The sequence below is a fragment of the Candidatus Bandiella woodruffii genome, assembly GCF_034359465.1.
Classification (GTDB): Bacteria; Pseudomonadota; Alphaproteobacteria; order Rickettsiales; family Midichloriaceae; genus NDG2.
In genome coordinates this window covers 80807-107501 of sequence record NZ_CP110820.1, presented here as the reverse complement: position 1 = coordinate 107501, position 26695 = coordinate 80807, and the positions used below count along the sequence as shown (strand labels likewise).

The window sequence follows — 26695 nt, the reverse complement described above, 5'->3', positions numbered from 1 at the left end:
TATTGTGTTTAAAAGGTTAAAAAATAAATTTTTAAATTTAACGCTTAGAAGAAAGTTTATTTATTTAATTGGAGGGATTGTAACAATCACACCAACGATACTGATTGGTATGTTGGCCTCGGTGTATTATTACTCGGGGGTTGAGTCGTTGTTTAACAACCAAGTTAGCAAAGCAGTTTCTGACACAGTAAATATCGCCAGACTATACCTAAAACAAAGTAATGAAAGTGTGAAGTTTGATTTGTTACAGGTGGAAAAAGTACTGGAAAGGCAAATGAAGGTGATCAGTGAAAGTAGGGAACTGAGTGATCTGTTAGACGAACAGGTTAAAACAAGGGGTATTTCCGAAGCGATGATCTTCACCAGAGAGGCTGTGGTTGCCAAAAGTGCACTCAGCTTTTCTCTGATATTCCAGAGAATCCCTGAAGAAATATTTGAAGAAATTGACCAAGAAAAAGTGGTGCTGCTTGAAAACCATAGCAAAGATAAAGTCATGGCCATCACAAAGCTAGAAGGCATACACTATGATGGATTGTATTTAATTATAGGCAAATATATTGACAAAGAAATTATTGACTACTTGCAAAAAACACAAGGGTCCGCTCAGAAATATTATTACCTACTTTCTGGAGTAAAATTCACAAAAAATAATCTACAAATTGCATTTATATCGCTTTCCGTATTGATGTGTTTTGCGTCTTTTATCATTTCTGTAAAACTTGCCAGTATTATTTCCAACCCACTTAACAAATTACTAAATGCAACCACAAAAATAAAAGAAGGGGATTATTCTATAAGAGTTCCTGAGAGAGATTTGAACGATGAGGTATCTTTATTGGGAAAAGCATTCAACCAAATGACCAGAACAATAGAAAAACAACATACTGAATTAAATGTTGCCTATAGAGACATAGATGAACGAGTTAAGTTTATAGAAACGGTTCTAAGGGAGATATCATCTGGAGTTATAGCTTTGGATGCCAGAGGCTTTGTAACGTTATATAACAACGCAGCAAAAGAGCTTCTTTCACTTGATAAATTAACTGGGGACGTAGAGGTTTCTGCTATAATACCAGAGATAGAACCGCTGCTTAGCAATATTCTCAGGGAGCCAAAAAGTGTATTCCAAGACAACTTCATCATAAAAAGAAACGGGCGCACAATCCACTTGTTTATTAAAATTGGAGCAGTCGTAATCGATGATGAAATAAGCAACATCGTCATCAGCTTTGAAGACATAACTAAGCTGGTGGCTGCGCAAAGAGAGGCTGCCTGGTCTGATGTGGCAAGGAGGATCGCACATGAAATAAAGAATCCGCTCACTCCAATTCAACTTTCTGCAGAAAGGTTAAGCAGCAAATATTCAAAGCAAATAAATAAAGACGACCTAGAAAACTATCAAAAATACGTTAGCGCAATTTTAAGAAACGCAAGTGACATACATGCAATAGTCAGCGAATTCATACAATTTGCAAGAATTCCCAAACCTAAACTGGAAGAGCACGAAATAGTTGGCATTATAAAGGACGTGATATTCAACCAAAAAAATATATTTAGGGATATTAATTTTACATTTACATCTGAGGATTATTATGTTATCTGTGATAAGATGCAGATTACTCAAGTATTGACCAATATAGCGAAAAATGCTGCTGAATCGATTGCCACTAGATATGGCAATAGTGCTGGGGTTGGAAGTATAAAGTTTACCATAAAAGAAATCGACAACGGGCAGATAGAAATAACAGTTGAAGATAATGGCAATGGACTTGATGAGGACTTGCTATTAAGGATAGCAGAACCTTATGTGACTACTAAAAAAACCGGTATGGGCCTTGGGCTATCGATAGTGAAGAAAATTCTAGAAGATCATGAAAGCGATCTTCATTTGAGCAATATAGAAAACGGTGTGTGCGTTAAGTTTAATTTGAAATTTAGGAGAAAGTAGATGAAAAAAAGCCAGTATCTGAGGGGGGATCAACTATATGATCCTGAACTCTGTTTCTTTAGCTATAGTATATATATTGATGAAAAAACTTGGTGTGGGTTTGAATTCAAGCCAAGTGGTGTTTTTTTATAAGATTTGCTGCTTTTTAATCATTTTACCATGGGTGTTTAGCGATGGATTGTCAATATTAAAAACCCCCCAGTTAAAACTGCACATATTAAGAGGGTTTTTCAGCGCAGCTGGTTCGTTATTTTTTATGTATTCTTTGCAGCATGTTAAGCTTGCTAATGCAACAGCATTATCTTACTTAGAACAAGTGCTGTGGGCAGTTATTGCCATGATCTTCTTTAAAGAGAAGTTCTCAATTTTAAAAATAACAGCAGTTGTTGTAAGTTTTTTGGGAGCTGCAGCTGTGATTTACCCTGGGTTGATCCAATTTATTCCTCCATTTGTCAACATCCAAGTTATTACCACCTCAGATTATAATCCTTACTACACATTCACCATGCTGGCGGTCTTGAGTTGGACTGCTAACAGCGTTTCTGTTAAAGTTCTAGGAAGAACTGCAAAAAATAAAACACAAGCATTTTATGCCTTGCTATTTTCATCAATCTTTGCGTTTCCTGTAGCATTTGTGGACTGGCAGTATGTGGATTTTGTGTTTTCCGTTCCAATGCCTCAAGGGGTTGTTCCTTTTTATAACATAGAATTTAAACCAATTTATGCCGCTTATTTCGCAGTGATCACTCTATGTTACGTCATACATTCAGTGGCATTTTTTAAAGCAATGCAAAAAGCAAACATGTCAGCTCTGGCGCCATATCACTACATGAAAATTGTGTTTGTCGGGATTTTGGGATATTTGTTGTTTAATGAAGCCCCTGATAGTACGGTTTACATGGGATATGCCCTGATTATATTGGCTGGCATATTCTTAATGAAATATGAACATGCAATCCAGAAGGATAAACAAAAATGACGCCCCTCAGCACCACCAACCCAACCAGTTTGTGAGTATAATCCGATAACTTCAAAAATTGGCGGGTTCTTTTATAGCCTTCTGCTCCGGTGGTGTCATAAAATTATTACAGTTTCAAAAAACTTTCTCAAAAAACAACTTTTTTATTTGAATGTTTGTTGAACCTGGTGTTTAAATGGAATCAATTAAGGATTCAATCCGAAATATTTTAAAAATTGGGCTTGGAAATAGCAAGTTAGGCCTTATGCCTCTTGAAGTTTTCAAAAACAGTTCTTGGAGTGTGGAGGGTGTTGATAGTTCTTAGGAAACAATAAAAAGGTTTTAACATGAAAAAATTATTATTAACAACAACTATCATAGCTGGAGTGGCGCTTTCTGCATCTGCTACTGAAGCTGGTAAAATGTATGTAAGAGGTGACGCTGGTTATCAATTTAGTGGTAGCAAAGTTGACGCTCTAAAATCAGTTGGGGCAACCAACGGTGGCGGAAAACTAAAAGGCTTTACTGGTGACATCGGTTTTGGTTATGCGATTGCAGACAACATCAGAACAGACCTAACCGTTAGCTTTTCTAGCCCAAGCGCAAAGCAAACAAATAAGTTAGCTACTAACCCTGCTGGTACTGATGAAAAGTTCGTTGCTTTTGTTGATGGTGCTGCACTTACAAAAGCTCAAACTGCTTCAGATGCTGCAAATTTAGCTCCCGGAATAACACGTAAAACTGTTGGTGCTGTGTCAAACAACACTGTTATAATTACTGCTGCAAGTGCTGCAAATTCTGGTAGTATTGGTACTGTTACTCAAGCTACTGTGGATGCGGCGGCGCAAACTCTTGCGGTAGCAAAGGCTGGAAAAGGCTTTAACCTTACAAAAGATCATACAGCTAAAACCAAAAATAAAACTATTGGCTTGATAGCTAACGTTTATTATGATATCGCAACTGGTTCAGCTTTCACTCCATACGTAATGGGTGGTATTGGTCTTGACAGAAGTAAACAAGAATTTACGTTCTCTGGTAAGAATGGATTAACAGTTACTGGTGGTACTAACGTGGCTGTTCAAGACGATTCATTAACACTTAAATCTAAAAACAAAAACAGCTTTGCGTATCAAGTTGGTTTAGGTGTTGGCGTTGAAGTTTCTAAAGACGTTGTGTTGGATGTTGGTTACAAACTATCAGGACGTTCTAAAGATAAGCATGTATACAAAATTGCGCAAGGTGGTTCATTTGCCTATGGAAAATCTTCTGATGTATACAATAACACTAAAGACTTCGAAACAAAGTCTCCTTCAGTTCAATACTCTTTCACCGCTGGTGTTAGATTTGCGTTCTAATTTGATCCTTCGCGGTTGAATTAAAAGAGTTTCTGTTTTTGAAACAAAGAAAGCCTCAAGTGAGAAATCTCTTGGGGCTTTTTGCTATTTGATTTCTAAGATATTTTATAGGAGGCGTCAATTTTTCAAGTTAGCGGAGTATACTCGGCGTCTTTTAAAAGCTGGCATCGTCATTTTTGCGCTCTCACATTTCGTCACGTACTTTTGTACGCTCCTCATGCTCGGCACTCAATTCCTTGCCAACTCTTAAAATACTTTGAGTATATAATACTAAAACTTTTTTTTGAATTTATTTGGGTTTAATGTTATTGATTTGTTAACTGATAGATAAATTTTTATTCGCGATGCTTAATCCTTTGCAGCAGTTTGAAATATATTCCGTATTTAACTTCAGCATAGCTGGTCACAATTTTGTGATTACTAATTCCACAATAGCCATGCTCTGCGCTTATTTAATTTTACTTATGCTTTGTTGTGTTGCTTGTTTCAAAGTAAGGTTGATACCCAACAAAGTACAAGTTTGCGGCGAAGCAATCTTTGAGATGATTGATGGGCTTTTATACGCCACAGCTAGCAAAAATTCACAGAATTTCCGTCCCCTTGTCTTCACACTATTTAGCTTTATTCTTATAAGCAATAGTATTGGTTTAATCCCCATTGCTTTCACAACCACAAGTCACATTTCAATTACATTTGCTCTGGCAGCCTTCGTGTTTGTTTTAATCACATTAATTGGATTTATAAAAAACGGGGTCAAATATCTTCAAATTTTACTCCCCAAAGGGACACCAATTATATTAGCACCACTGATGATAGTGATCGAATTGTTTGCATATTTAGCACGCCCGGTTAGTCTTTCAATACGTTTAGCAGCGAATATGACCGCTGGACATGTTGTGCTTAAGGTTTTGGCAACATTCGTTATTTCTTCGGGTTTTCTTGGATTCTTACCTTTTATTTTATTGACAATCCTAACGGGATTTGAGATATTCATAGCAGCTTTGCAAGCTTATATATTTTCAGTACTTACCTGCGCATATCTAAGCGATGCTTTAAATTTACATTAAAATCATTTTAAAAAGGAGAGGAATATGGAATTAGAAGCCTTAAAATATATCGGGGTGGGATTAAGCTCAATAGGTATGTTGGGAGCGGCAATCGGAATTGGCAACATATTTTCCGCATTGCTAAATGGTATAGCAAGAAACCCTTCTGCTGAGGACAAGCTGATGAAAAGCGCATTTATTGGCGCTGGTCTTGCAGAAGCGATGGGATTGTTTGCGTTTTTGATAGCTTTACTATTGTTGTTTTTTGCATAGTTTAATGGGAACGCATGCCGCACTTAGACTTTACATATTTTTTTAATCAAGTCATCTGGTCACTTGCAGTTTTTTTGCTCACATATCTAACTGTGGGGAAGGTATTTTGCGGTAAATATGGCCAGATTGTTGCGATGAGAAAGAATAAAGTACAGGAATATTTAAATAAAGCCCATAGAATTTTAGGCAAAGTAAGCTCTATAGAAAAACAAATTGAGGCTTATAAGAAAAGGCTAAATGATGAGATTATAGAACTTGAGCGAAGCGTGCATAACGAAATATCTAAAATCAAAGAACATCGTTTGAGTAGCATTAAAAATGAGATTGAAAACAAAAATTTGGCTCATGAGGTGTATCTTAATCATTTGAAAAGCGAGATGATCATTAGCTTGAAACATTACTCCCAGGAAATCAGCGCAAAGTTAAATTCGTATTTGTTTGAAAGTGAAGAAAAATGATTAATGAAACTACATGGCTGTTCATTGCATTAATTGCGGTTTTGTTTTTTGGCTATAAGCCAACTAAGTCGTTAGTCAGTCAATTTCTTGACGCAAAAATCAACGATGCAAAAAGGTTGCTTCAAGAAGCAGAGAAAGTCTATAAAGATGCTGAAATTCTGTTGAAAACAACGGAAAAAAACTTAGCTGAGCAACTGGTTATAAATACGCAAAAAATAGACCAGGTAAAAGAGCAGCTATCATCATTAAGATTGCAAAATGAAAAAGAGATAGAAATGGAAATAGAAAGGCAGTTTCAAGCCCTGGAAACGCAAAGGGTACTGACTGAAGAGGTTCTAAGGCAGGAATTGAAGACAATAGTTATCAATGAAAATGTAGCCAGTATCATCGATGAATTAAAGAAAAGTGATTCAAAAGATATCAGTTACATTATGAAGTCACTGAATAAATATACACTCCGCTAACTTTTAGGAGTTAGGATAAAAAAATGTTGCACTCGCACCCAAATTATGTATAGATCATATATTCAGGAAACTAAGCAACTAGAACAATGAGCATAAGTAGATCAGATCAGGTGTTGATTTCAAGTGCTCAAGTGCGTGCTGCGCGTGGCTTGTTAAATTGGACGCAGTCTGAGTTGGCTGACAGATGCAACTTGACTAAAGCTACGATTGCCAATATTGAAAACGAAAAACATCATCTAACAAGTAAAACTGCAGATAAGATATATCAGGCGTTCACAGAAGCTAATATAGAGTTTTTAGGCAACGATGGTTTGAGAAGCAAAGTTGAAGTAATTAAGGTATTCGAAGGGAAAAATGGCGTTCATATGTTGTTGGATGAGGTGTATGAATCGGTCAAAGAGAACGGTGGGTGTGTTAAAGTGAGTGGTATAGATGAAAATTTACTGCAGGAAACCCTTGATAAGGACTACATCGCCATGCACATAAATAGAATGCAAAGAGTTAAAAACCTTACCTTCCAGGTGTTGATAAGTAATAGAGATTTTAACCCATATGCTAGGAAATATGTTGAGTATAGAGCTGTCCCCTCTGAATACTTTTTCCCGCTACCTATATACATTTATGACCGTAAAGTTGCTGCCATCATTTTCAATCCAATCAGAGTTATATTAATAGAGAACTTTCATCTGTTTCTTGCTCATTCCAATCAGTTTGAAATGGTTTGGGAAATGATAAGTGGCGAGTGCAAGTAATCAATTTTTTTTAGGTGTAATCCATGGCTTGGTGCGGTTTGGCCGGCCAACGCTCTTGTTTTGCTTTCTAATATAGCCTTCATATGCGAAGGCGACCATTTCTCTTGGCCAAAATCTCGCAGTGTGCCGACCATAATCCTCACCTGATTATACAAAAAAGACTTCGCAGTCAGTTTTATGCTGATCTGATCGTCCACTTTCTCTATTTGTACAGAATCAAGTGTTTTAATTGGTGATTGGGCCTGACATCCGGTTGCTCGAAAGCTGGAGAAGTCATGGGTGCCAATCAAATGCCCAGCTGCTTCTTGCATTTTGTATATGTTTAGTTGTTCTTTGATATGCCAAGCTTTGTTTTCAAAAAGCACTGTTGGGGCTGTTCTATTAATGATTTGGTACACATACTGTTTATGCTTGGCGGAAAATCTGGCGTGGAACTCATCATCCACTTTTTCAATCGCAACAATACAGATTTTATGGGGTCTTAGATAATAATTTATTCCATTTTGCATTCTATAAATATCGTAACTTTTTTCGACATCAAAGTGCGCAACTTGGCCATAAGCATGAACTCCAGAGTCTGTCCTGCTGGCCCCTTGCACTTTCACCTCAATTTTTAACAAGTTGGATATTGCAATTTCAAGTTCTCCTTGGATGGTGATTGCATTTTTTTGGCTTTGCCAACCGTGGAAGTTTGTGCCGTCATATTCAATGACTAGTTTATATCTTGGCAAATGATTTTCTTTTGTTGGTTAATATTTTTTATGTGCTATTTTTAATTAAAATTAAGGATTTGTAAATAAAGAACAGAATGTGCAGCGAAAAAAATCAGTTTGGGAGGTCGGCCAGAAATTTTGATTGGCAAATTCCAGAACAAGATTTAAAGGAATGTCTGCTTCTTACTCAAAAGTTTGGAATTAGCGATATTATTGCCCAAATCTTAGTCAATAGAGGCATAAGAGGACTTGATTTGGTTGGCAACTTCTTAGACCCTAAGATAAGAAATTTAATGCCAAACCCATTCTTACTACAAGATATGAAGAAAGCTGCCAATAGAATTGCTGATGCTTTTATTGGGAAAGAAAAAATAGTTATATACGCAGATTATGATGTTGATGGCGCAACTTCCTCTGCTGTTTTAAAGAGATTTTCTCGTGCACTTGGCATAGACGTTGCGGTTTATATCCCCTGCAGATTTAAAGAAGGTTACGGCCCTAATCTGAGTGCATTCAAGGCGCTCATAGAGGATGGCTACCAACTGATCATTACGGTTGATTGTGGCACTGTTGCTTTTGAACCGATTAGTTATGCCCAAGAACATCATACAGATGTGATAGTCATTGACCATCACCTGGCTCAAGAAACTTTACCAAACGCTCATACTGTTGTGAACCCAAATAGATTGGATGACACCTTCCCATTCAAGGATATGGCGGCGGTTGGTGTGGTGTTTTTTGTGATCACAGCGGTCCGCAATATATTAAGGGAAAGAGGACATTTTCGTGATAACGCTATGGCAGAGCCAGACATAATGCAATATCTGGATTTAGTGGCACTTGGTACTGTATGCGATGTGATGCCACTTATAGGCCTTAACAGAGCTTTTGTAAAACACGGTTTGAGCTTGATACACCAAAAGAAAAACTTAGGTTTAAGTGTGCTTTTGGAATCAGCTAAAATTGATAAAAAACCAGAGTCTTATCATTTAGGTTTCATACTGGGCCCAAGAATCAATGCCGGTGGCAGAGTTGGGAAAGGCTCTTTGGGTTCTGTTTTGCTGTCTACAGACAACTATGAGGAGGCGTACAACGCAGCTCTTGATCTGGAGAAGTATAATGAACAAAGAAAAGCCATAGAAAGCTTAGTATATGAGGAGGCTTTGGCTTGGATAAAAATGAAATCTTACGAGGCGAACAATATTATACTTGCTATGGGACATAACTGGCATTTAGGTGTTTTAGGAATCTTAGCAAGTAGAATCAAGGAAAAATATCAAAAACCAGTATTGGTAGTGTCGTTAAATGATGGAGTTGGAAAGGGGTCTGCAAGATCAATCATTGGGGTTGATATTGGGATGAGCCTTGCAAATGCCAAAAAAGAGGGTTTTTTATTGGACGGAGGAGGGCATGCTATGGCTGGTGGCTTCAGTGTTGCTGAAGATAAAATCGAGGAATTTTATAACTTCTTGTTATTGACAGTTCAAGACAATAGCGATACAAAACAAATTTACAAACGAGCTAAAGTATTGAGAATAGATGCTGCAGTGAGTGTCAATGGTGTTAGCGTTGAGTTTTTTCACAACTTAGCGTCGGTGGAGCCGTTTGGGCAGGGCAATGAAAGACCAAGGTTTGTAATTGTGGATGCCAAAATAGTAAAAACCTGGATTGTTGCCAATCACCATATCGCAGTAATTGTTAAAGATGGTATTGCCGGTGATTTTTCAAACAACAGCTTGAAGTGTATGTTATTCAGAGGTGTTGGTACTGATTATGGCCAATGTTTGCTAAAAAGTGGAGGTAAGAAAGTGAATTTGGTTGGGTATTTGCAACTTAATTTTTTTGATCAAACCAAAGTGGATTTTATTATTGAGGATTTTGCTTTTAATGAGTGATAAATTTAATTTGAATAGGATTATGGTCTTGGGAGCTGGTGCTTGGGGTACTGCATTGGCAAAGATTTTAGCCTGTAACATCGACGATATATTTTTATATACGCGAAACAGCTTATTAGCTGCCCAAATAAACAATGACAACTGTAATCATAAAAAGCTTCCAGGGGTCGTATTGCCACAAAATATCAAAGCTATCCATGCTGATTCTGATGTGAAAGATTTAAATACAGTAGTTATTGTGTCTCCAGTTAAATCACTGGATGAGCTATGTAGTAATTTTAAAAAAAAACATAGTTTCGATAATATTGTTATATGCTCCAAAGGTATAGATAATCAGTCTTTAAATTTGCCTTCTCAGATATGTGAGAGACATTTTCCCCATGCTAATATCGCAGTTCTTTCAGGGCCAAATTTTGCTATGGAGATAGCGTCTGGAAAAGTCACCAAAACTTTGATCGCAACAAAAAATCAGGCGTATGCGCTATATCTACAAAAAATATTTCAAACAAATACATTTTATCCAGAAATATCCAAAGATGTAATTGGGGTTGGAGTTTGTGGGGCCATTAAAAATGTGATAGCGATTGCAATCGGTATTGCCAAGGGGTTGGATTTGGGGCAGAATTTTGCTGCTTCATTACTTGTGGCTGCGCTGGAAGAAATAAAAAGCATTGTACGAATTTTGGGGGGAGAGCAAGAAACCGTATACTCTTTGGCTGGGCTTGGTGACATGCTACTAACTTGCTATAGTTTAACATCCAGGAACACAAGTTTTGGTTATAATCTGGCAGTGCAAAAACATAGAGGCTTGGATAATACTACTGTTGAGGGATATTATACTGCTAAATCACTTGCTAATATCATAAACAAACATCAGATAGATGCTCCGATATGCAAATATGTCCGTGATGTATTGTATGGTGATTTAAATCTAAATGAAATTACCAGAATATTTGAATGACCTGTGAGGTCGATTGCTTCTGATAGAGAATGATAATAAGATTTTACTGTTATTTCTGCATGAAGGCTTGCACTTTTATTTTGCAAGTCTAACAATCACATGTCTTTTTTTGCCAGCAGATAGTTTAAGAATGTCATTCTTAAACCCCTTTTCGGTGATTAGATGCTTGGTGTTATTTACGACTTCATTGTTAACTCTTGCCCCGTTCCCTTCAATCAATTTCCTTGCAGCGCGATTGGATTGCGCAAGACCACACTCAACTAAAAGACTATAAAGGTCAATGCCTAACTTGATTCTCTTTAGGTCAACATGATATTCTGGTAGATTATCGCCAACACCTCCTAGCACAAAAGTTTCTTGTGCGGTTGTTTTAGCAGTTTTGGCGGCTGAAACTCCATGACATAATGCAGTGGCCTCGTCTGCCAAGATCATTTTTGCTTCGTTGATATCTTTCCCTTTCAGTTTAGAAAGCTCGTCAATTTTGTCCAACGGCAGTTCAGTAAACAACCGCAAAAATTTTACAACATCAGCATCTTCAGTGTTTCTCCAAAATTGCCAATAATCATATGGTGTTAACATGCTTTCACTTAACCATACTGCTCCCCCCTCAGTTTTCCCCATTTTGGTACCTGAACTGGTTGTAAGTAATGGCGATGTCAATCCAAAAGCTTCGCGTCCCAGCTTTTTTCTTATTAACTCCACGCCGTTAATTATATTCCCCCATTGATCTGAACCACCCATCTGCAGCATACAGCCCTCTTTGATGTGCAGATTGTAAAAATCATATGCTTGTAAAAGCATGTAGTTAAATTCAAGGAAGCTCAAAGACTGTTCTCGATCCAAGCGCGATTTAACGCTCTCAAAACTTATCATTCTGTTGATTGAGAAATAACTACCATATTCTCTTAAAAAATCTATGTACTTAATTTCACTAAGCCATGCGTCATTATCCACTATTATAGCTTTGTTATTAGAATCAAAATCCAAAAACTTGGTAAATACTTGCATTATAGCAGACTTATTTTCTTCTATATCCTTAAGCTCCAATATCTTCCTTGCCTCATCTTTGCCTGAAGGGTCCCCGATTTTCGTCGTCCCCCCGCCTAACAAAACGATGGGCTGGTGACCTAATTTTTGCAACCAACGTAACATCATAATTTGAATCAAACTGCCAACATGCAGGGACTTCGCCGTACAGTCAAACCCTATATACGCTTTGATTTTTTTCCCCGCAGCAAGTGATGTTAACTGTTTGAGATCAGTACATTGATAGACAAATCCTCTATCTTGTAAAGTTTCGATAAAATTATCCATATATTATTCATATCTTAATGCTTCTGCTGGGAGCATATTCGCAGCTTTCCAGGCAGGATAAATTGTTGCAAAAAAGGATAGTAGCACAGCTACAGCCACTATGCTAATAATTTCGCCCACATCTGGCTCTGAAGGCAGGGAAGTTAAAAAATATATCATAGGGTCAAATAAAGTTGTTCCTGTTGCAGATTCAAGTATCTGCTTGATTCTGTTTATGTTCATCAAGAATATGGAACCAAGAACCACCCCACCTAACGTACCAAGCCCACCTAAAAAAACTCCCGTTAAAATGAATATCTTTATAATAGAGGCTCTGCTGACACCAATTGCACGCAATATAGCGATACTCTTATACTTTTCCTTAACCAACATAGTGAGCCCAGAAATAATATTAAATGCTGCAATCATTATGATTAAGACCAAAATAAAAAACATCGTAGTCCTTTCAACTTTTAACGCAGCTATTAAAGACTGATTTGCCAATCCCCAGTCAGTAAGCAAAAGGTCTTGGTCCTGAGAAGTGTTAAGAATATCCATTTTGATTTTGTCAATTTTTTTGGGGTCATTGATGATAACCTCAACCTCCGACACAAAATCGCCCCGTTCAAATAATATCTGTGCAGTATGTAATGGGATGAAAACCGTACTTGCATTATATTCATACATTCCAACATCGAAAACTCCAGCTACATAAAAAGTTTTCAACCTTGGGATAACGCCCAAAACAGTGGCCTCTAATTTTGGTATCATAAGCCTAATTTTATCTCCCACATTTAGGTTTAGATTTTTTGCCAATGACCTCCCTATCAATATCTCATTTTTCTCAAAGGTCATTTGCGCACCAGCAAAAACGTGGTGCATTATTGGCTTTTTGTTGAGAGAGTCCATATCCATGCCGCGCACCAAAACTCCAGTTGAAGCACCATTGCTCTCGGCAAGCGCCTGACCAGTTACAAGCGGTGCTGCATATGTAACCCCAGGAATATCTTTTACTTTTTGGATTAGCTTGTTGTAGTCACCAATTTTATGCTCGTAACTACTAATGCTTATATGCCCATTGATTCCCAATATTTTCTTTATCAACTCAACCTCATACCCGTTCATCACAGACATCACTATAATAAGTGTCATCACACCAAGCGCGATACCAAGGGTGGCTAAGTAACTCACCAAAGAAATAAAGTGGTTATGGTATCCTATGTATTTCTTTGCGATTTTCCATTCAAAACTTTTTATCATACATGAATCTGTTAACAACACTGAAGTGGCGATTGTAACCCATTATAAGTAAAAAAGAAACTGTTTATGCTCCCCGTATTTTGATCATATACAAATGGACTAATATATTTAATTTGATATACTGCAGTTTAAATAAGTGACTAAGTCGGCACATTGAGATTGATAAATTTAAAATTAAAGCAGAGATTACGCAAAAGATATCTTACTAAAAGAGCTGTGATTGGTTCATCTCTTATTGGTAATATCGTAGAGTATTATGATTTTGGCATATATTCAGTTTTCGCAGACACAATAGGCAAATTATTTTTTCCTAATTTTGAGGAGTACATTCAGCTGATGTTTTCTTTTGCAATTTTTGCAATAGGGTTTTTTATGAGGCCTTTAGGGGGAGTGCTTTTTGGGCATATAGGCGACAAGTTTGGCAGAAAAACAGCGCTGACAATCTCAATAGTAGGAATGGGAATTTGTACCATTCTTATGGGGTCTCTACCTTCCTACAGTCAGATTGGTATGATAGCTCCAATTATGCTTACGGTCATCAGAATGTTCCAGGGCATGTGTATAGGTGGTGAGGGAGCTGGTTCCGCAATATTTATTATTGAGCATTTCGGAGAGAAAAAAATAGGTTTAATTGGCAGCATCGTTATGGCATCCAACGTTATGGGAACACTTTTGGCTATATTAGTTGGCATTCTTATTGAGCGCTTATTTGGTATAGATGATTTTACCTGGCGTTATGGGTTTTTTATAGGTGGTTTGATGGGTTTTGTTGGGTTGCTCATGCGCTATAAAATAAAAGAAACGCCGGTTTTTGAAGAAATGAAGAAGGGCAATAACATTGAAAAATTCCCTCTCAAAAGGGTTTTGATGGAAAGATGGCAAAGCATATTGATTATAGCTTCATTCGCCAGCCTTGCAACCGCCAGCACTTATATGATCAGGGGATTTTTTAACGTTTATTTCGCCGAGATGTTGGAGTTGAATAAAGAGACAGCTCTTCATCTTGTGTCATTAGCACTTATGGCATTAGTTATTGCATTGCCGGTTTTTGGTTATATAGCGGATAAATTCGGTCATAAGAAATATATTTATTCCGCGGTATTTATTTATGTTTTATCTGTCACCCCCATTTTCAATATTATTATTGATAACGCACATCACGACATAACCAACGTTATTTATGGTATTACGCTTTTGGGCATATTGTTTGCCTCTGTTGCGGCGCCATACTATCCATTTGCGGTTAAGTTCTTCACTCCTGCACTTAGATATTCAGGGATAGCTCTAGGTTGGAATGTGGGGAATGCGTTGTTTGGTGGCACAGCCCCACTTATTTCTACATTTCTGGTAATGCAGCTAGGCTATATTGCACCTGCCTATTATCTCACATTTGTGGCATTGATGTTTATAATCATTAGTTTTTTGAATAGAAGGTTTTTGGCCAACCAATGATCTAAGAACCAAAAGTCATTACGATATTCTAATTACCGGTGTTTTTCAAGTTATCAGAATAGACTTCTCATCCCTGGAAAAAAGGCTTTTACATAGAGCTTTAACCTCGGGTTGAGTTTTAAAAGATTATTTACTAACAAATAGCAGTTGAATTTATCAGCAGAATGGTATAGAGTTCAGGCGTAACAGTAAGCTGGGTACTACGGTAGAGAGCTGTAAATATCCGGGGTTGCAGTATTAAAAGAAGTAGTAACGCGGGGTAGAGCAGCACGGCAGCTTGTCAGGCTCATAACCTGAAGGTCGCAGGTTCAAATCCTGCCCCCGCAACCATTGACCGAAGCTCATGATATCTAAATCCAACTTTTGACCGACAGACACTACCCTAGGTCAAACTGAGACTTGGCAAAATTTATAGACGAAAGATAGCTTTAAAAAGAGTGATGAGCATGAGGCGCGTACATATGTACCTAAACGTTATGCGAAATCCGAAGTATTTTGAGGCCAATTTTTCAAGTTATCGGAGTATACTTCCATAAGGGCTCCGTTTGAGAGGGTGTTTTCTCAAGATAATAAACGATTGCGATACATAGGAATTGCCAAAAATCAGTTTGCTGAATTTATGAATGCTATCTGCTTTAATTTAAAACGTTTAACGGTTCTTACTGCCTAAGCTCATAAAATCACGCTTCGCAGAATCAATAAAAAGCTAAAAATTACCATATCCCACCTCAAAGAAATCTTTTGAATTCTTGGGGAAACCAATTTTTTGTTAATTTTTTTAGACCATGTTCCAAACTTCCTTAAATCAAACCATAACATTTATCCTTATTTTATCTTTCAACGCTCCCACTCTATATCCCTGTAACTTCAAAAATCGGCTTCATCTTACAAAGTCCCCTAAGTCAAAAGTAGTAGAGATGTAGATGAATTTAAGAATGCTCGCTCTCTTTGTGCCTATTTTTTAACTGATTCATATAGAAACCTGTACCAGCTGGTATAAGTCTTCCAACTATCACGTTTTCCTTTAGACCTTGAAGTTTATCCTCTTTACCAGAAACCGCAGCTTCTGTAAGTACCTTAATAGTCTCTTGGAACGAAGCAGCCGATAAGAACGAGGTTGTTTGAAGAGAAGCCTTGGTTATTCCTTGCAACACACCAACTGCCTTAGCTGGCTTGTAATTCTCTCTCTTAGCTTTCTCATTCATTTGTTCCAGCTCATCTTTATCGATGTGCTCCCCGACTATAAACGTTGTTTCACCTGGGTCAGTAATTTCAACTTTCCTCAACATCTGTTTTAAGACTACTTCTATATGTTTGTTATTGATTTTAACCCCCTGCAGTTTATAAACTTGCTGAACCTCATCAATCATATAGCTGGCAAATGCTTCGGTACCAAGTATACGTAATATATCGTGTGGTGATGGATGCCCTTCTAAAAGCATCTCCCCTCTTAAAACATAGTCTCCCTCATTGACGGTGATATGTTTACCTCTTGGAATAAAATACTCAGCACTTGTTTCTCCATCTTTTGATCTAACCACAAGCCTTCTTTTAAACTTATAATCTTGACCATATTCAACATATCCGTCTATTTCGCTTAGGATAGCAGCTTCTTTAGGTTGACGTGCTTCAAACAACTCAACAACCCTAGGTAAACCACCGGTAATATCCCTACTTTTTGAAGATTCTTTAGGCATTCTAGCTAACACATCACCAATCTCTACACTTTGATTGTCCGACACATTAACTATAGCATTCACAGGTAAGAAGTACCTCGCCTCTAAACCATTCTTTAGTCTTATTGGATTACCGTCCTTATCTTTAATAACTATTTTTGGTCTTAAATTAGAGCCCTTAGTATTTTTAGCATCTATGATAACTTTACTGATTATCCCAGTTACATCGTCTTGAACTTCTTTAATGGAAACCGAATCCTCTAAGTCCACAAAAGATGCATAACCAGATACTTCAGTCATTATAGGTGCAGTAAATGGATCCCACTCTGCAATCTTGTTTCCAGTTCTGATATCATCTCCATCTTTAAAATAGATTTTTGCACCGTATGGAACCTTACATCTAAATTTTTCGCTATAGGCATTGTCTATCACAACTACTTCACAGTTTCTGCTCATATTTATTGCGCTACCCTGCTTGTCATTGATGATAAACGCATTGTTGAGTTTTATTGTCCCGGAGTGAGAAGAAACAACGTCAGACTTATTAGCGATTTTCTGTGCGGCACCACCAATATGGAAAGTTCTCATGGTTAGCTGAGTTCCAGGCTCACCAATTGATTGCGCAGCTATAACTCCCACAGCTTCACCTAAATTCACAATTTGTCCAGTTGCAAGGTCCCTGCCATAACATTTACTACACACGCCGTGCTCAGTTTTACATGTTAGGACAGACCTTATTTTTAGGGTTTCTATATTATTTTTTTCTAGAAGATCCATGGTTTCTTCGTCAACCAGTGTATCTTTACGTGCTATGAGTGTGTTATGAGCCAAAGAATAAACGTCCTCAGCCAATACTCTCCCAAGTACAAGTTCTCTTAACGGTACGATAACCTCACCGTTTTCAATCTTCGCTCTCGTTAGAAGAGAAGTAGACGTCTTACAGTCTTCTTGAGTTACTATACAGTCTTGCGCTACATCAACCAATTTTCTGGTTAAATAACCAGAGTTAGCTGTTTTAAGCGCTGTATCTGCCAAACCTTTTCTTGCACCGTGAGTTGAAATAAAATATTCCAATTCGTTTAGACCTTCTTTAAAGTTAGATACAATAGGCGTTTCTATAATTTCTCCAGATGGCTTAGTCATCAAACCTCTCATCCCAGCAAGCTGCCTAATTTGTGCTGAAGAACCTCTGGCACCTGAATCTGCCATAATGTATATGCTATTAAGGGACTCAAAACCACTACCCTCATCATGATCACCAGCTTGATTAGACAATTTTTTCATCATGTCAGCTGCGATCCTGTCCGTACACCTAGTCCATTCGTCTATTGCTTTATTGTATTTCTCTCCAGATGTAATTAGTCCATCAGCATATTGTTCTTCGTACTCTTTAATTTTCTTGAATGTAGCATCCAGATGTACCTTCTTCGTTTCAGGTACAACAATATCATCTTTACCTATTGATATCCCAGATTGGCAGGCATACTTGAAACCAAGCCCCATCAAACGATCAGAAAATATTACCGTTTTCTTTTGCCCGCAATTTCTGTACACGATATCCACAAGGTTTGATATCTCCTTTTTCGTCATAACCTTATTGATATAATCAAAGCTGACGTCCGACTCTTTCGGTAAAAGATCAGCTATAAACAACCTCCCAGCAGTTGTCTCTACCATCACAGGCTCAGCATCTTGATCATGACTTTTATACTTGAACCTAATCTTGGCCTGTATAGAGAGTTTTTCAGCATTAATCGCATGTTCTACTTCGCTTAAGCTAGAGAAAGCCATACCTTCACCTAACTGCTTGTCAAACTGCAAAGACAGATAATATATGCCCAACACAATATCCTGCGTAGGTACTGTCACAGGCTCTCCGTTCGCGGAGCTTAGAATATTATTAGTCGACATCATTAACACCCTTGACTCCAACTGAGCCTCAATTGAAAGCGGTACGTGCACTGCCATCTGATCTCCATCAAAATCGGCGTTAAACGCAGCACATACTAAAGGATGTAGCTGGATAGCTTTCCCTTCAATCAACAACGGTTCAAAAGCTTGTATACCAAGCCTGTGCAAAGTAGGAGCCCTGTTTAAAAACACAGGATGTTCTTTTATGACTTCTTCCAGGATATCCCAAACTTCAGGTCTCTCCTCCTCTACTATTCTTTTTGCAGCTTTAATTGTGGCAGAAATGCCGTAAAGCTCTAATTTTGAATAGATAAATGGTTTCATTAGCTCAAGGGCCATTCTCTTTGGCAAACCGCATTGATGTAGTTTTAATTCAGAACCAACCACGATAACAGACCTACCAGAGTAGTCGACCCTCTTACCCAATAAATTTTGTCTAAATCTACCGTGTTTACCTTTTAGCATATCGGCCAAAGATTTTAGAGGCCTCTTGTTCGCTGCTTTCACAACCTTACTTTTTCTGCTATTATCGAACAGTGCATCTACAGACTCCTGCAGCATTCTTTTTTCATTACGCACTATAATATCAGGAGCCTTAAGCTCAATAAGCCTGCTTAATCTGTTATTTCTGTTCAGCACCCTTCTGTATAGCTCATTCAAATCGGAGGTAGCGAATCTTCCACCATCCAACATAACTAACGGCCTTAAATCAGGCGGGATAACCGGAAGTGCTTCTAGCACCATCCATTCCAATTTATTACCTGACTCTAAGAAATCTTCAACTAATTTAAGTCTTTTAACTATTTTTTTGCGAACAGTTTCCGATGTTGTTTTTGCTAAATCAGCCCTAAGATTGTTTTTTTCCTCTTGCAGATCTATATTTTTTAACATATCTCGGATGATTTCTGCGCCTATTCCAGCTTTAAAGCTATCTTCTCCATAATGTTCTACAGCTTTGTAGTAATCTTCTTCTGATAGCAACTGACCATATTCAAAATTAGTAATACCAGGGTCATTGACTATATATGCATCATAATATAAAACTTTCTCAATCTTTTTTAGGCTAACATCTAACAAGGTGCAAATCCTGGAGGGTAAGGATCTTAAAAACCATATATGTACTATTGGTGTAGCCAGCTCTATATGGCCCATCCTTTCCCTTCTAACTTTCGAAGTGGTAACCTCAACTCCGCATTTTTCGCATACCGTTCCTCTATATTTCATCCTTTTATACTTGCCGCAAAGACATTCATAATCCTTGACGGGACCAAATATCCTTGAACAAAATAAACCACCATTTTCAGGTTTAATAGTTCTGTAATTCACAGTGTCTGGTCTTTTTACCTCACCAAACGACCACGCCCTTATATGCTCTGGACTCGCAATTGATATTTTTATGCTATCAAAACCTTGACTGTCTTTTGAGTTGAAATAGTTAAACACTGATTTACCTCTATATAAATATTATTCTTCTTCTCTTTCTTTGATCTCCATATTCAATCCTAACGATCTAATTTCTTTGATCATCACCTTGAATGATTCTGGAAGACCAACATCGAAAGAGTTCTCTCCTCTGACTATAGCTTCATATGCCTTGATTCTTCCAGTCACGTCATCTGATTTGACAGTAAGTATCTCTTGGAGTGTGTATGCAGCACCATAAGCTTGTAATGCCCAACATTCCATTTCCCCAAACCTTTGTCCACCAAAATGAGATTTACCACCTAAAGGTTGCTGAGTCACAAGACTGTAAGGACCAATAGATCTAGCATGAATCTTGTTGTCAACAAGATGGTCTAGCTTCATCATGTAAATGTACCCTATCGTCACCTTACGATCAAAATATTGACCAGTTCTTCCGTCTCTTAACCTAACTTGTCCAGATTTACCAAGACCAGCTTTTTGCAGAATATCATTGATCTGATTTTCTTTTGCCCCATCAAATACGGGGGTTGCGAAGTTAACACCTAAACTAACATCTTTTGCAAGCTCAAGCAAATCGCTATACTCAAGACTGTCTATATAGCTGCAGATATCAGCAGATTTTTTCTGCCCAAATGAAAACGTATCTTTGATACATTCTCTCAGTTTGGTTTCGTTGGAGGCCTGGTAATTTTTTAAACTCTCTTCCAACACGGAAGCAACTTTTTTACCAAGACCAACCGAAGCCCACCCCAAGTGAGTTTCTAATATTTGTCCTATGTTCATCCTAGATGGAACACCCAAAGGATTCAATACAATATCAACAGGTTGACCATCGTCCAAAAACGGCATGTCCTCGACTGGTAAAATTTTGGATACCACCCCTTTGTTACCGTGACGCCCCGCCATTTTATCCCCGGGTTGAATCTTCAACTTATTCGCAACATACACTTTAATAATTTTCAAAACACCTTGCGGCAAGTCATCTCCGCTTTGCAATTTCTTAATTTTTTTTCTGTAATTGTGCTCAAGTTTTTCGAGGTATTCTACGTAAAACTTTTCAAGCTTTGTTACTTCTGTCGTTACATCTTTATCAAGCACTTTTATAGCAAAAATGTCTTTCAACTTAGACACAACAAACAATTCTTCTTTCAACACCACGCCTGACTTAACCAACTTACTATCAGCAGCAGCTTTTTGCCCGGCAAAAACCTTTTTAAGCCTATTTAAAACATAGTCTGCTATAATCCTTATCTCATCTTCTTTATCTTTAAAAAACTTCTCTATTTGCGTTCTCTCTATAGAAATTGCCCTTTCGTCCTTTTGAACTCCACGTTTTGTGAATATTTTTACATCCACAACAACGCCCTTTTCACCAGGTGGTACTCTTAAAGATGAATTTCTAACGTCAGCAGCTTTTTCACCAAAGATCGCCCTAAGAAGCTTCTCTTCAGGAGTCAAAGGCGATTCGGTTTTAGGCGTCACCTTGCCTACCAGGATATCTCCCGCTCTTACCTCAGCACCAATATTCACTATCCCTATTTCATCCAGATGACTCAGATTTTCTTCACTCATATTTGGAATATCTCTGGTGATTTCCTCGGGGCCAAGTCTTGTATCCCTTGCAACTACCTCGTATTCATTAATGTGAACTGATGTGTAAACGTCATCTTTTATCAAACGCTCAGAAAGTAGGATTGAATCCTCGAAGTTGTATCCGTTCCAAGGCATAAAAGCCACTAATATATTCTTGCCCAAAGCAAGCTCCCCCATGTTGGTCGAAGCCCCATCAGCAAGAATATCTCCTTTTTTTATGAAGTCTCCAATTTTAACTATCGCTCTTTGGTTAATACAGGTGCCTTGATTCGATTTGTCATACTTCATTAACGTATAAATATCCACTCCCGATACATCCTCATCTTCCTTTTCCTTAACTTTTATTACTATTCTTTTTGAATCAACCTGGTCAACTACACCACTCCTTTTCGCTAAAATTACTGTGCCAGAATCACGTGCCACGATTTGTTCCATTCCAGTACCAACAAAAGGAGCTTCGTTAATAATTAGAGGTACTGCTTGCCGTTGCATGTTAGAGCCCATCAACGCCCTGTTGGCATCATCATTTTCCAAAAACGGAATTAAGGAAGCAGCAACAGAGACAAGCTGTTGAGGAGACACATCAATTAAGTTGACGTCCTGCCTTAGAACATATACCACTTCACCTTTTCTATGACAAGTGACGATGTCATCAACTATCCTTCCATTGTCGTCGAGTTCTATACTCGCTTTTGTTATATTATATTTTTCTTCTTCGATTGCAGTTAGGTGCACTATCTCTTCTGTCACATAACCATCCTTAACTTTACGATAGGGGCTTTGGATAAATCCATATTGATCAATATCAGCATATGTAGCCAAAGAACTTATCAAACCTATGTTCTGTCCTTCAGGAGTTTCAATAGGACAAATCCTACTATAGTGGGTGGTATGCACATCCCTTACTTCAAAACCAGCTCTATCTCTGGTCAAACCACCAGGACCAAGGGCAGACAGCCTTCTTTTATGAGTGATTTCAGCTAGAGGATTAGTCTGATCCATAAACTGAGAAAGTTGTGAAATTCCAAAGAACTCCCTCAAAGAGCTCATAAGTGCTTTTGCATTAATGAGATCATGAGGCATCACGTTGTCTATCTCTACCGAAGACATTCTTTCAATTATAGATTTTTGCATTCTCACCAACCCCATTCTGAACTGATTTTCCACCAATTCACCTACAGACCTAACCCTTCTATTAGCTAGGTTATCAATGTCATCAACCATACCATTACCACATTTTAAGTGCGTGAGATGTTTGATGATCACCAACACATCTTCTTTAGTTAATGCAGTGGTATCGTCAGGTATGTTTAAGTCGTGTTTTTTATTGATTTTCATCCGTCCCACAGCAGATAAGTCATATTTTTCTCTATCAAAAAATACACTTTCAAAAAGTTGCTTTGCAGCTTCGGGGGTGGAAGGCTCTCCTGGCCTTAATACTTTGTATATGTCAGCTAAAGCTTGTTCTTCATCAATATTTTTGTCAAGCAACAAGGTGCTAACAATAAAGTTACCAGAATCAACCCCGTTGATATCAAGAACTTTGATCTGCTTACACTTATGTGCTTTAAAGCTTGCTATCAAATCTTCTGAAATTTCTTCAGCAGCACTGCACACAATCTCGCCAGTCGTGCTATCCACAACGTCTTCAGCCAAATACTTACCAACCAACGACGTATCACTCGTAATATATTCTTTTTCTGCGCTGGACCCTTGAAGATTCTTGATGATTCTTGGCGTGACTCTAACGCCTTTTTCCAAAATTATTTCACCAGTTTTAGCATCAATTACATCATTTTCGATTTTCATTCCTCTGAATCGTTCGAGCTCAAACTTGGTGATTAATTTATCTTTCTCCCATCTATAAGTAATAAATTTATAAAACTCCTTAAGAATTTCATCTTTGTTATACCCCATCGCTCTGAGCAAGGTGGTAACGTGTATTTTTCTCTTTCTATCAATCCTGAAGTACAATATATCTTTTGTGTCAAACTCAAAATCAATCCAAGAGCCTCTGTAGGGTATAATCCGCGCCGAATATATGTATTTTCCGGAAGAAGAAGATTTTTCTTCGTCATGAGTGTAGAAAACACCTGGAGAACGGTGCAATTGTGATACAATAACTCTTTGCGCACCATTGATGATAAAAGTTCCTTTGTCCGTCATCAAAGGGACGTCCCCCATGTAAACTTCCTGTTCTTTAATCCCTTTTATTTCATTTACTCCGGATTCTGGATCTGTGTCCCAAACTATAAGCCGCAACACTACTCTCAAAGGAGAGGCATAGTTCACACCCCTTTGAATACATTCGTCCGGTTCGTACTTTGGCTCTCCTAGTTTATAACTAACATACTCTAACTTTGCTTTCCCTTCAGGATCATCTACTTGGAATACAGATTTCAAAACATCTTCTAGCCCCTGATCTTTGCGATTCTCTTTCCCAGCATTTAACTGCAAGAACCCTTCATAAGACTCTTTTTGAACTTTGATCAAGTTTGGTATTCTTACATCACTTACAATTTTCCCAAAACTATATCTGATACGCCTTTTAGAAAGATACGAGGTCACTATTTTACCTAATATGTTTTATTATAAAATCTCAGTAGACAGCCGATGAAATAAAAAATTATTTCAAGCTGATTTTTGCTCCTGCAGCTTCTAACAATGTTTTTAGTTTTTCAGCTTCGTCTTTAGGAACCGCAGTTTTAACAACTTTAGGCGCAGAATCAACCAAATCTTTAGCTTCTTTAAGCCCCAATCCTGTAATTGTCTTAACTTCCTTTATAACATTAAGTTTTTTATCTCCAGCGGACTCAAGGATAACGTCGTACTCTGATTTCTCTTCAGAACCACCAGCAGCAACAGCTCCTTGCGGAGCAGCAACAGCCACTGCAGCAGAAGCAGTAACGCCCCAAGCTTCTTCCAATTTTTTTGCAAGCTCTGCGGCTTCAATTACTGTCAATTTCGATAATTGCTCAATTATTTTTTCCATTTTAACTCCTATTTATGTGTTTATTGTTTCTCGGCATAAGCTTTAATAACTCTAGCCAACTTGCTACCAGGCTCTTTAAGAACAGTAACAAGCTTGCTTGCCGCAGCGTTAACCAAACCAATAAGTTTAGCTCTAACTTCATCTTCCGTAGGTAATTGAGATAAGTGAACAACGTCTCCCTTGCTCAACTGTTTCTCTCCCATTGCTCCACCTATAATCTCCAGCTTACGTCCTTCTTTACAAAATTCCACAAGCAACTTAGAGACGGCGACTGGATCGTCTGCATAAGCCATAACCACAGGCCCTACGAACAAACTTTCAATGTTTGCAAACTTTGTTTTGGCGACAGCAATTTTCGCCAAACTATTTTTTGCCACTATAAACTTAGCCCCCGCCGGTTTAAGCTTGGCTCTAATAAGCTTAGAATCCACGACTGACAATCCCAGGTTTTTCACCAAAAAAATTGACTTATATTGGTCAAATAACTTGTTATAGTCTACAATTAATTTTTCTTTACTAATTCTATCCACTTTATACCAAAGATTTAATTATTTAATAGTAGCACGGCTGGTGATACTAAATCACAAAACTTTTTAAGTCAAGCTTTAAAGAAGGTCCTTGACTACTCGATAAGAAAGAGCCTCTAACGTAAACACCCTTTGATTTAGCAGGCTTAGCAGCTAACACTGCACCATAAAGCGCCATCAGATTTTCCTTTATCTTATTTTCAGCGAACCCTATCTTAGCAACGCCCGCATGAATGATCCCATTTTTCTCCACCCTAAATTCAACCTGTCCCTTTTTTACACTTGTAATGGCTTCTGATACGTTGTCAGAAACAGTGCCCAGCTTTGGATTAGGCATCAATCCCTTAGGACCAAGTAACTTCGCTATAGCTGCAAGTTTCGGCATCATCGCCGGCGTAGCAACGCATACGTCAAAATCCAAAAACCCACTTTTGATCTTTTCTATCAGATCTTCGCCGCCTACGTGTTCTGCTCCAGCATCTTTAGCTTCTTGCACTCTCTTTTCATCAACAATAGCAGCCACTATTTTTTGCTTACCAAGCCCATGTGGCATTGCAACTGCCCCTCTAACCATTTGATCAGACTGCTTAGCATCAACGCCCAACTGCAGAACCAACTCTATGGTTTCGTCGTACTTAGCCTTAAATTTTTGCGCATAATCGTTTACAAAAAACGATATAGCATTATCTAAGCTGTATAGCTCACCGGCATTAAGCAACTTTCTTGCATTTTCTATTCGTTTACCCATATTCCTTTTGTTTTAAATTAATCAACCACTTTGACGCCCATAGAACGAGCTGTTCCTTCGACAACTTTCGTAGCGGATTCGATTTTATCAACCCCAATATCTTCAAGCTTTATTTCAGCAATCTTAACGACATCCTCTTTCTTTATACTTCCAACCATGGTACGGCCAGGAGTAGAAGAGCCTTTTTGCAATCCAGCGTACTTCCTAATTAAATCCGCTACTGGCGGTGCTTTGACTATAAAGCTGAAGCTTCTGTCCGCATAAGCAGTTATGATGACAGGCATCTTCATATTTGGATCTTCGTTCTTCGTTCTATCGTTAAATTGTTTGCAAAACTCAGCAATATTCAAACCTTTCTGCCCCAAAGCCGGCCCGATAGGTGGGGCAGGGTTAGCTTTGCCAGCCAATATCTGCAATTTTATTTCTCCAACAGCCTTTTTTTTCACTTTATTTACCTTTAGTTATTAATTTTTTCCACTTGCTCAAACTCTAACTCTACAGGAGTCTCTCGACCGAATATTGAAACCAATATCTTCAAACGCTGTTTCTCATCGTCAACCTCTTCAACAATTCCATTGAACGTCTCAAAAACTCCATTAATTATCCTCACATTTTCTCCAATTTCAAACGTTTTTTTTCTCTCTTTCACAACCTTCCCTTCCTCAACCTGCTTCAACACCCTTTTTATTTCATGTTCTGGAATAGGGAGAGGTCTGTTGCCACCACCAAGCAGCTTGCCAACATACTGAGTATTCTTTACGATGTTCCAAGTAAGATCGTTTAGCTCCATATTAACCAGTACATAACCTGGGAATATTTTCTTTTCCGAGTCAACTTTTTTTCCTTTCTTTAACTCTAAGGTGTGTTCAACGGGAATGACGAAATCTTCAAACAAATGATCTACTTCTTTTTTCTGTGCGTTCTGCCTGATCAACTCAATTGCTTTTTTTTCGTATCCGGAAAGCACGTTAATTATGTACCATTTAGTAGCCAAA

21 protein-coding genes and 1 tRNA gene are annotated in these 26695 nt (G+C 38.0%); 12 read left to right on the top strand and 10 right to left on the bottom strand.

The annotated features are described in order from the left end of the window. The first annotated feature begins 4 nt into the window (after positions 1 to 4). The 8 genes from Bandiella_RS00590 (at position 5) to Bandiella_RS00555 (ending at position 7254) form a co-directional block, all read left to right on the top strand. Entirely contained in the window at positions 5 to 1948 is a 1944-nt protein-coding gene (locus Bandiella_RS00590; RefSeq protein ID WP_323732982.1) for a sensor histidine kinase, read from the top strand. A 37-nt stretch (positions 1949 to 1985) separates the two neighbouring features. Beyond that, positions 1986 to 2927, top strand: coding sequence for a DMT family transporter (locus tag Bandiella_RS00585; RefSeq protein WP_323732981.1), 942 nt, complete (start codon positions 1986 to 1988; stop codon positions 2925 to 2927). 326 nt (positions 2928 to 3253) lie between these two features. Next, entirely contained in the window at positions 3254 to 4261 is a 1008-nt protein-coding gene (locus tag Bandiella_RS00580; RefSeq protein ID WP_323732980.1) for an outer membrane protein, read from the top strand. 344 nt (positions 4262 to 4605) lie between these two features. Continuing rightward, positions 4606 to 5328: a F0F1 ATP synthase subunit A gene (locus tag Bandiella_RS00575; RefSeq protein WP_323732979.1), complete on the top strand. Its 723-nt coding sequence runs from the start codon at positions 4606 to 4608 to the stop codon at positions 5326 to 5328. Between the two features lie 24 nt (positions 5329 to 5352). After that, positions 5353 to 5580 carry a F0F1 ATP synthase subunit C gene (locus Bandiella_RS00570; protein WP_323732978.1) on the top strand — a complete coding sequence of 76 codons (228 nt, stop codon included), beginning with the start codon at positions 5353 to 5355 and terminating at the stop codon, positions 5578 to 5580. Positions 5581 to 5594: 14 nt separating this feature from the next. Further along, entirely contained in the window at positions 5595 to 6038 is a 444-nt protein-coding gene (locus Bandiella_RS00565; protein WP_323732977.1) for an ATP synthase subunit B family protein, read from the top strand. After that, a complete protein-coding gene (locus Bandiella_RS00560; RefSeq protein WP_323732976.1) occupies positions 6035 to 6502 on the top strand; it encodes an ATP synthase subunit B family protein in 468 nt (155 codons plus the stop codon). Before Bandiella_RS00565 ends, Bandiella_RS00560 begins: the two co-directional genes overlap by 4 nt. Positions 6503 to 6588: 86 nt before the next feature. Further along, the gene (locus Bandiella_RS00555) at positions 6589 to 7254 is read left to right on the top strand and encodes a helix-turn-helix transcriptional regulator (RefSeq protein ID WP_323732975.1); all 666 of its coding nucleotides are present in this window, start codon (positions 6589 to 6591) and stop codon (positions 7252 to 7254) included. Here Bandiella_RS00555 and truA read toward each other — a convergent pair. Then, positions 7209 to 7985 carry a tRNA pseudouridine(38-40) synthase TruA gene (truA, locus tag Bandiella_RS00550; protein ID WP_323732974.1) on the bottom strand — a complete coding sequence of 259 codons (777 nt, stop codon included), beginning with the start codon at positions 7983 to 7985 and terminating at the stop codon, positions 7209 to 7211. The genes Bandiella_RS00555 and truA overlap by 46 nt on opposite strands. Before the next feature lie 77 nt (positions 7986 to 8062). On the opposite strand from truA, the gene recJ reads away from it, so the two are divergent. Continuing rightward, positions 8063 to 9862, top strand: coding sequence for a single-stranded-DNA-specific exonuclease RecJ (recJ, locus tag Bandiella_RS00545; protein WP_323732973.1), 1800 nt, complete (start codon positions 8063 to 8065; stop codon positions 9860 to 9862). Next, on the top strand, positions 9855 to 10823 hold the full coding sequence (locus Bandiella_RS00540; RefSeq protein WP_323732972.1) for an NAD(P)H-dependent glycerol-3-phosphate dehydrogenase: 969 nt from the start codon (positions 9855 to 9857) through the stop codon (positions 10821 to 10823). Before recJ ends, Bandiella_RS00540 begins: the two co-directional genes overlap by 8 nt. A gap of 75 nt (positions 10824 to 10898) precedes the next feature. On the opposite strand, the gene tyrS is transcribed toward Bandiella_RS00540, so the two are convergent. Beyond that, complete coding sequence (gene tyrS / locus Bandiella_RS00535) at positions 10899 to 12137, bottom strand: tyrosine--tRNA ligase (protein ID WP_323732971.1); 1239 nt, start codon at positions 12135 to 12137, stop codon at positions 10899 to 10901. Between the two features lie 3 nt (positions 12138 to 12140). After that, positions 12141 to 13376 (bottom strand): lipoprotein-releasing ABC transporter permease subunit, encoded by a 1236-nt coding sequence (locus Bandiella_RS00530; protein WP_323732970.1) that lies wholly within the window; start codon positions 13374 to 13376, stop codon positions 12141 to 12143. A gap of 159 nt (positions 13377 to 13535) precedes the next feature. Between Bandiella_RS00530 and Bandiella_RS00525 the strand changes: the two genes are divergently transcribed. Beyond that, a complete protein-coding gene (locus tag Bandiella_RS00525) occupies positions 13536 to 14828 on the top strand; it encodes an MFS transporter (protein ID WP_323732969.1) in 1293 nt (430 codons plus the stop codon). A 253-nt stretch (positions 14829 to 15081) separates the two neighbouring features. Continuing rightward, a tRNA-Met gene (locus Bandiella_RS00520) sits at positions 15082 to 15158 on the top strand. A 599-nt stretch (positions 15159 to 15757) separates the two neighbouring features. On the opposite strand, the gene rpoC is transcribed toward Bandiella_RS00520, so the two are convergent. Genes rpoC through nusG form a run of 7 tightly spaced genes read right to left on the bottom strand, consistent with a single transcriptional unit; the run spans position 15758 to position 26694 of the window. Then, positions 15758 to 19858 carry a DNA-directed RNA polymerase subunit beta' gene (gene rpoC, locus Bandiella_RS00515; protein WP_323732968.1) on the bottom strand — a complete coding sequence of 1367 codons (4101 nt, stop codon included), beginning with the start codon at positions 19856 to 19858 and terminating at the stop codon, positions 15758 to 15760. Positions 19859 to 19879: 21 nt separating this feature from the next. Then, complete coding sequence (rpoB, locus tag Bandiella_RS00510) at positions 19880 to 24016, bottom strand: DNA-directed RNA polymerase subunit beta (protein ID WP_323733426.1); 4137 nt, start codon at positions 24014 to 24016, stop codon at positions 19880 to 19882. A 43-nt stretch (positions 24017 to 24059) separates the two neighbouring features. Continuing rightward, entirely contained in the window at positions 24060 to 24425 is a 366-nt protein-coding gene (gene rplL / locus Bandiella_RS00505; RefSeq protein ID WP_323732967.1) for a 50S ribosomal protein L7/L12, read from the bottom strand. Between the two features lie 20 nt (positions 24426 to 24445). Beyond that, the gene (gene rplJ, locus Bandiella_RS00500; RefSeq protein WP_323732966.1) at positions 24446 to 24955 is read right to left on the bottom strand and encodes a 50S ribosomal protein L10; all 510 of its coding nucleotides are present in this window, start codon (positions 24953 to 24955) and stop codon (positions 24446 to 24448) included. Positions 24956 to 25001: 46 nt separating this feature from the next. Further along, positions 25002 to 25700, bottom strand: a complete 699-nt coding sequence (rplA, locus tag Bandiella_RS00495) for a 50S ribosomal protein L1 (protein ID WP_323732965.1) — start codon at positions 25698 to 25700, stop codon at positions 25002 to 25004. A 17-nt stretch (positions 25701 to 25717) separates the two neighbouring features. Further along, positions 25718 to 26146 carry a 50S ribosomal protein L11 gene (gene rplK / locus Bandiella_RS00490; protein ID WP_323732964.1) on the bottom strand — a complete coding sequence of 143 codons (429 nt, stop codon included), beginning with the start codon at positions 26144 to 26146 and terminating at the stop codon, positions 25718 to 25720. 11 nt (positions 26147 to 26157) lie between these two features. Next, positions 26158 to 26694 carry a transcription termination/antitermination protein NusG gene (nusG, locus tag Bandiella_RS00485; protein WP_323732963.1) on the bottom strand — a complete coding sequence of 179 codons (537 nt, stop codon included), beginning with the start codon at positions 26692 to 26694 and terminating at the stop codon, positions 26158 to 26160. Between the last annotated feature and the right edge of the window lies 1 nt (position 26695).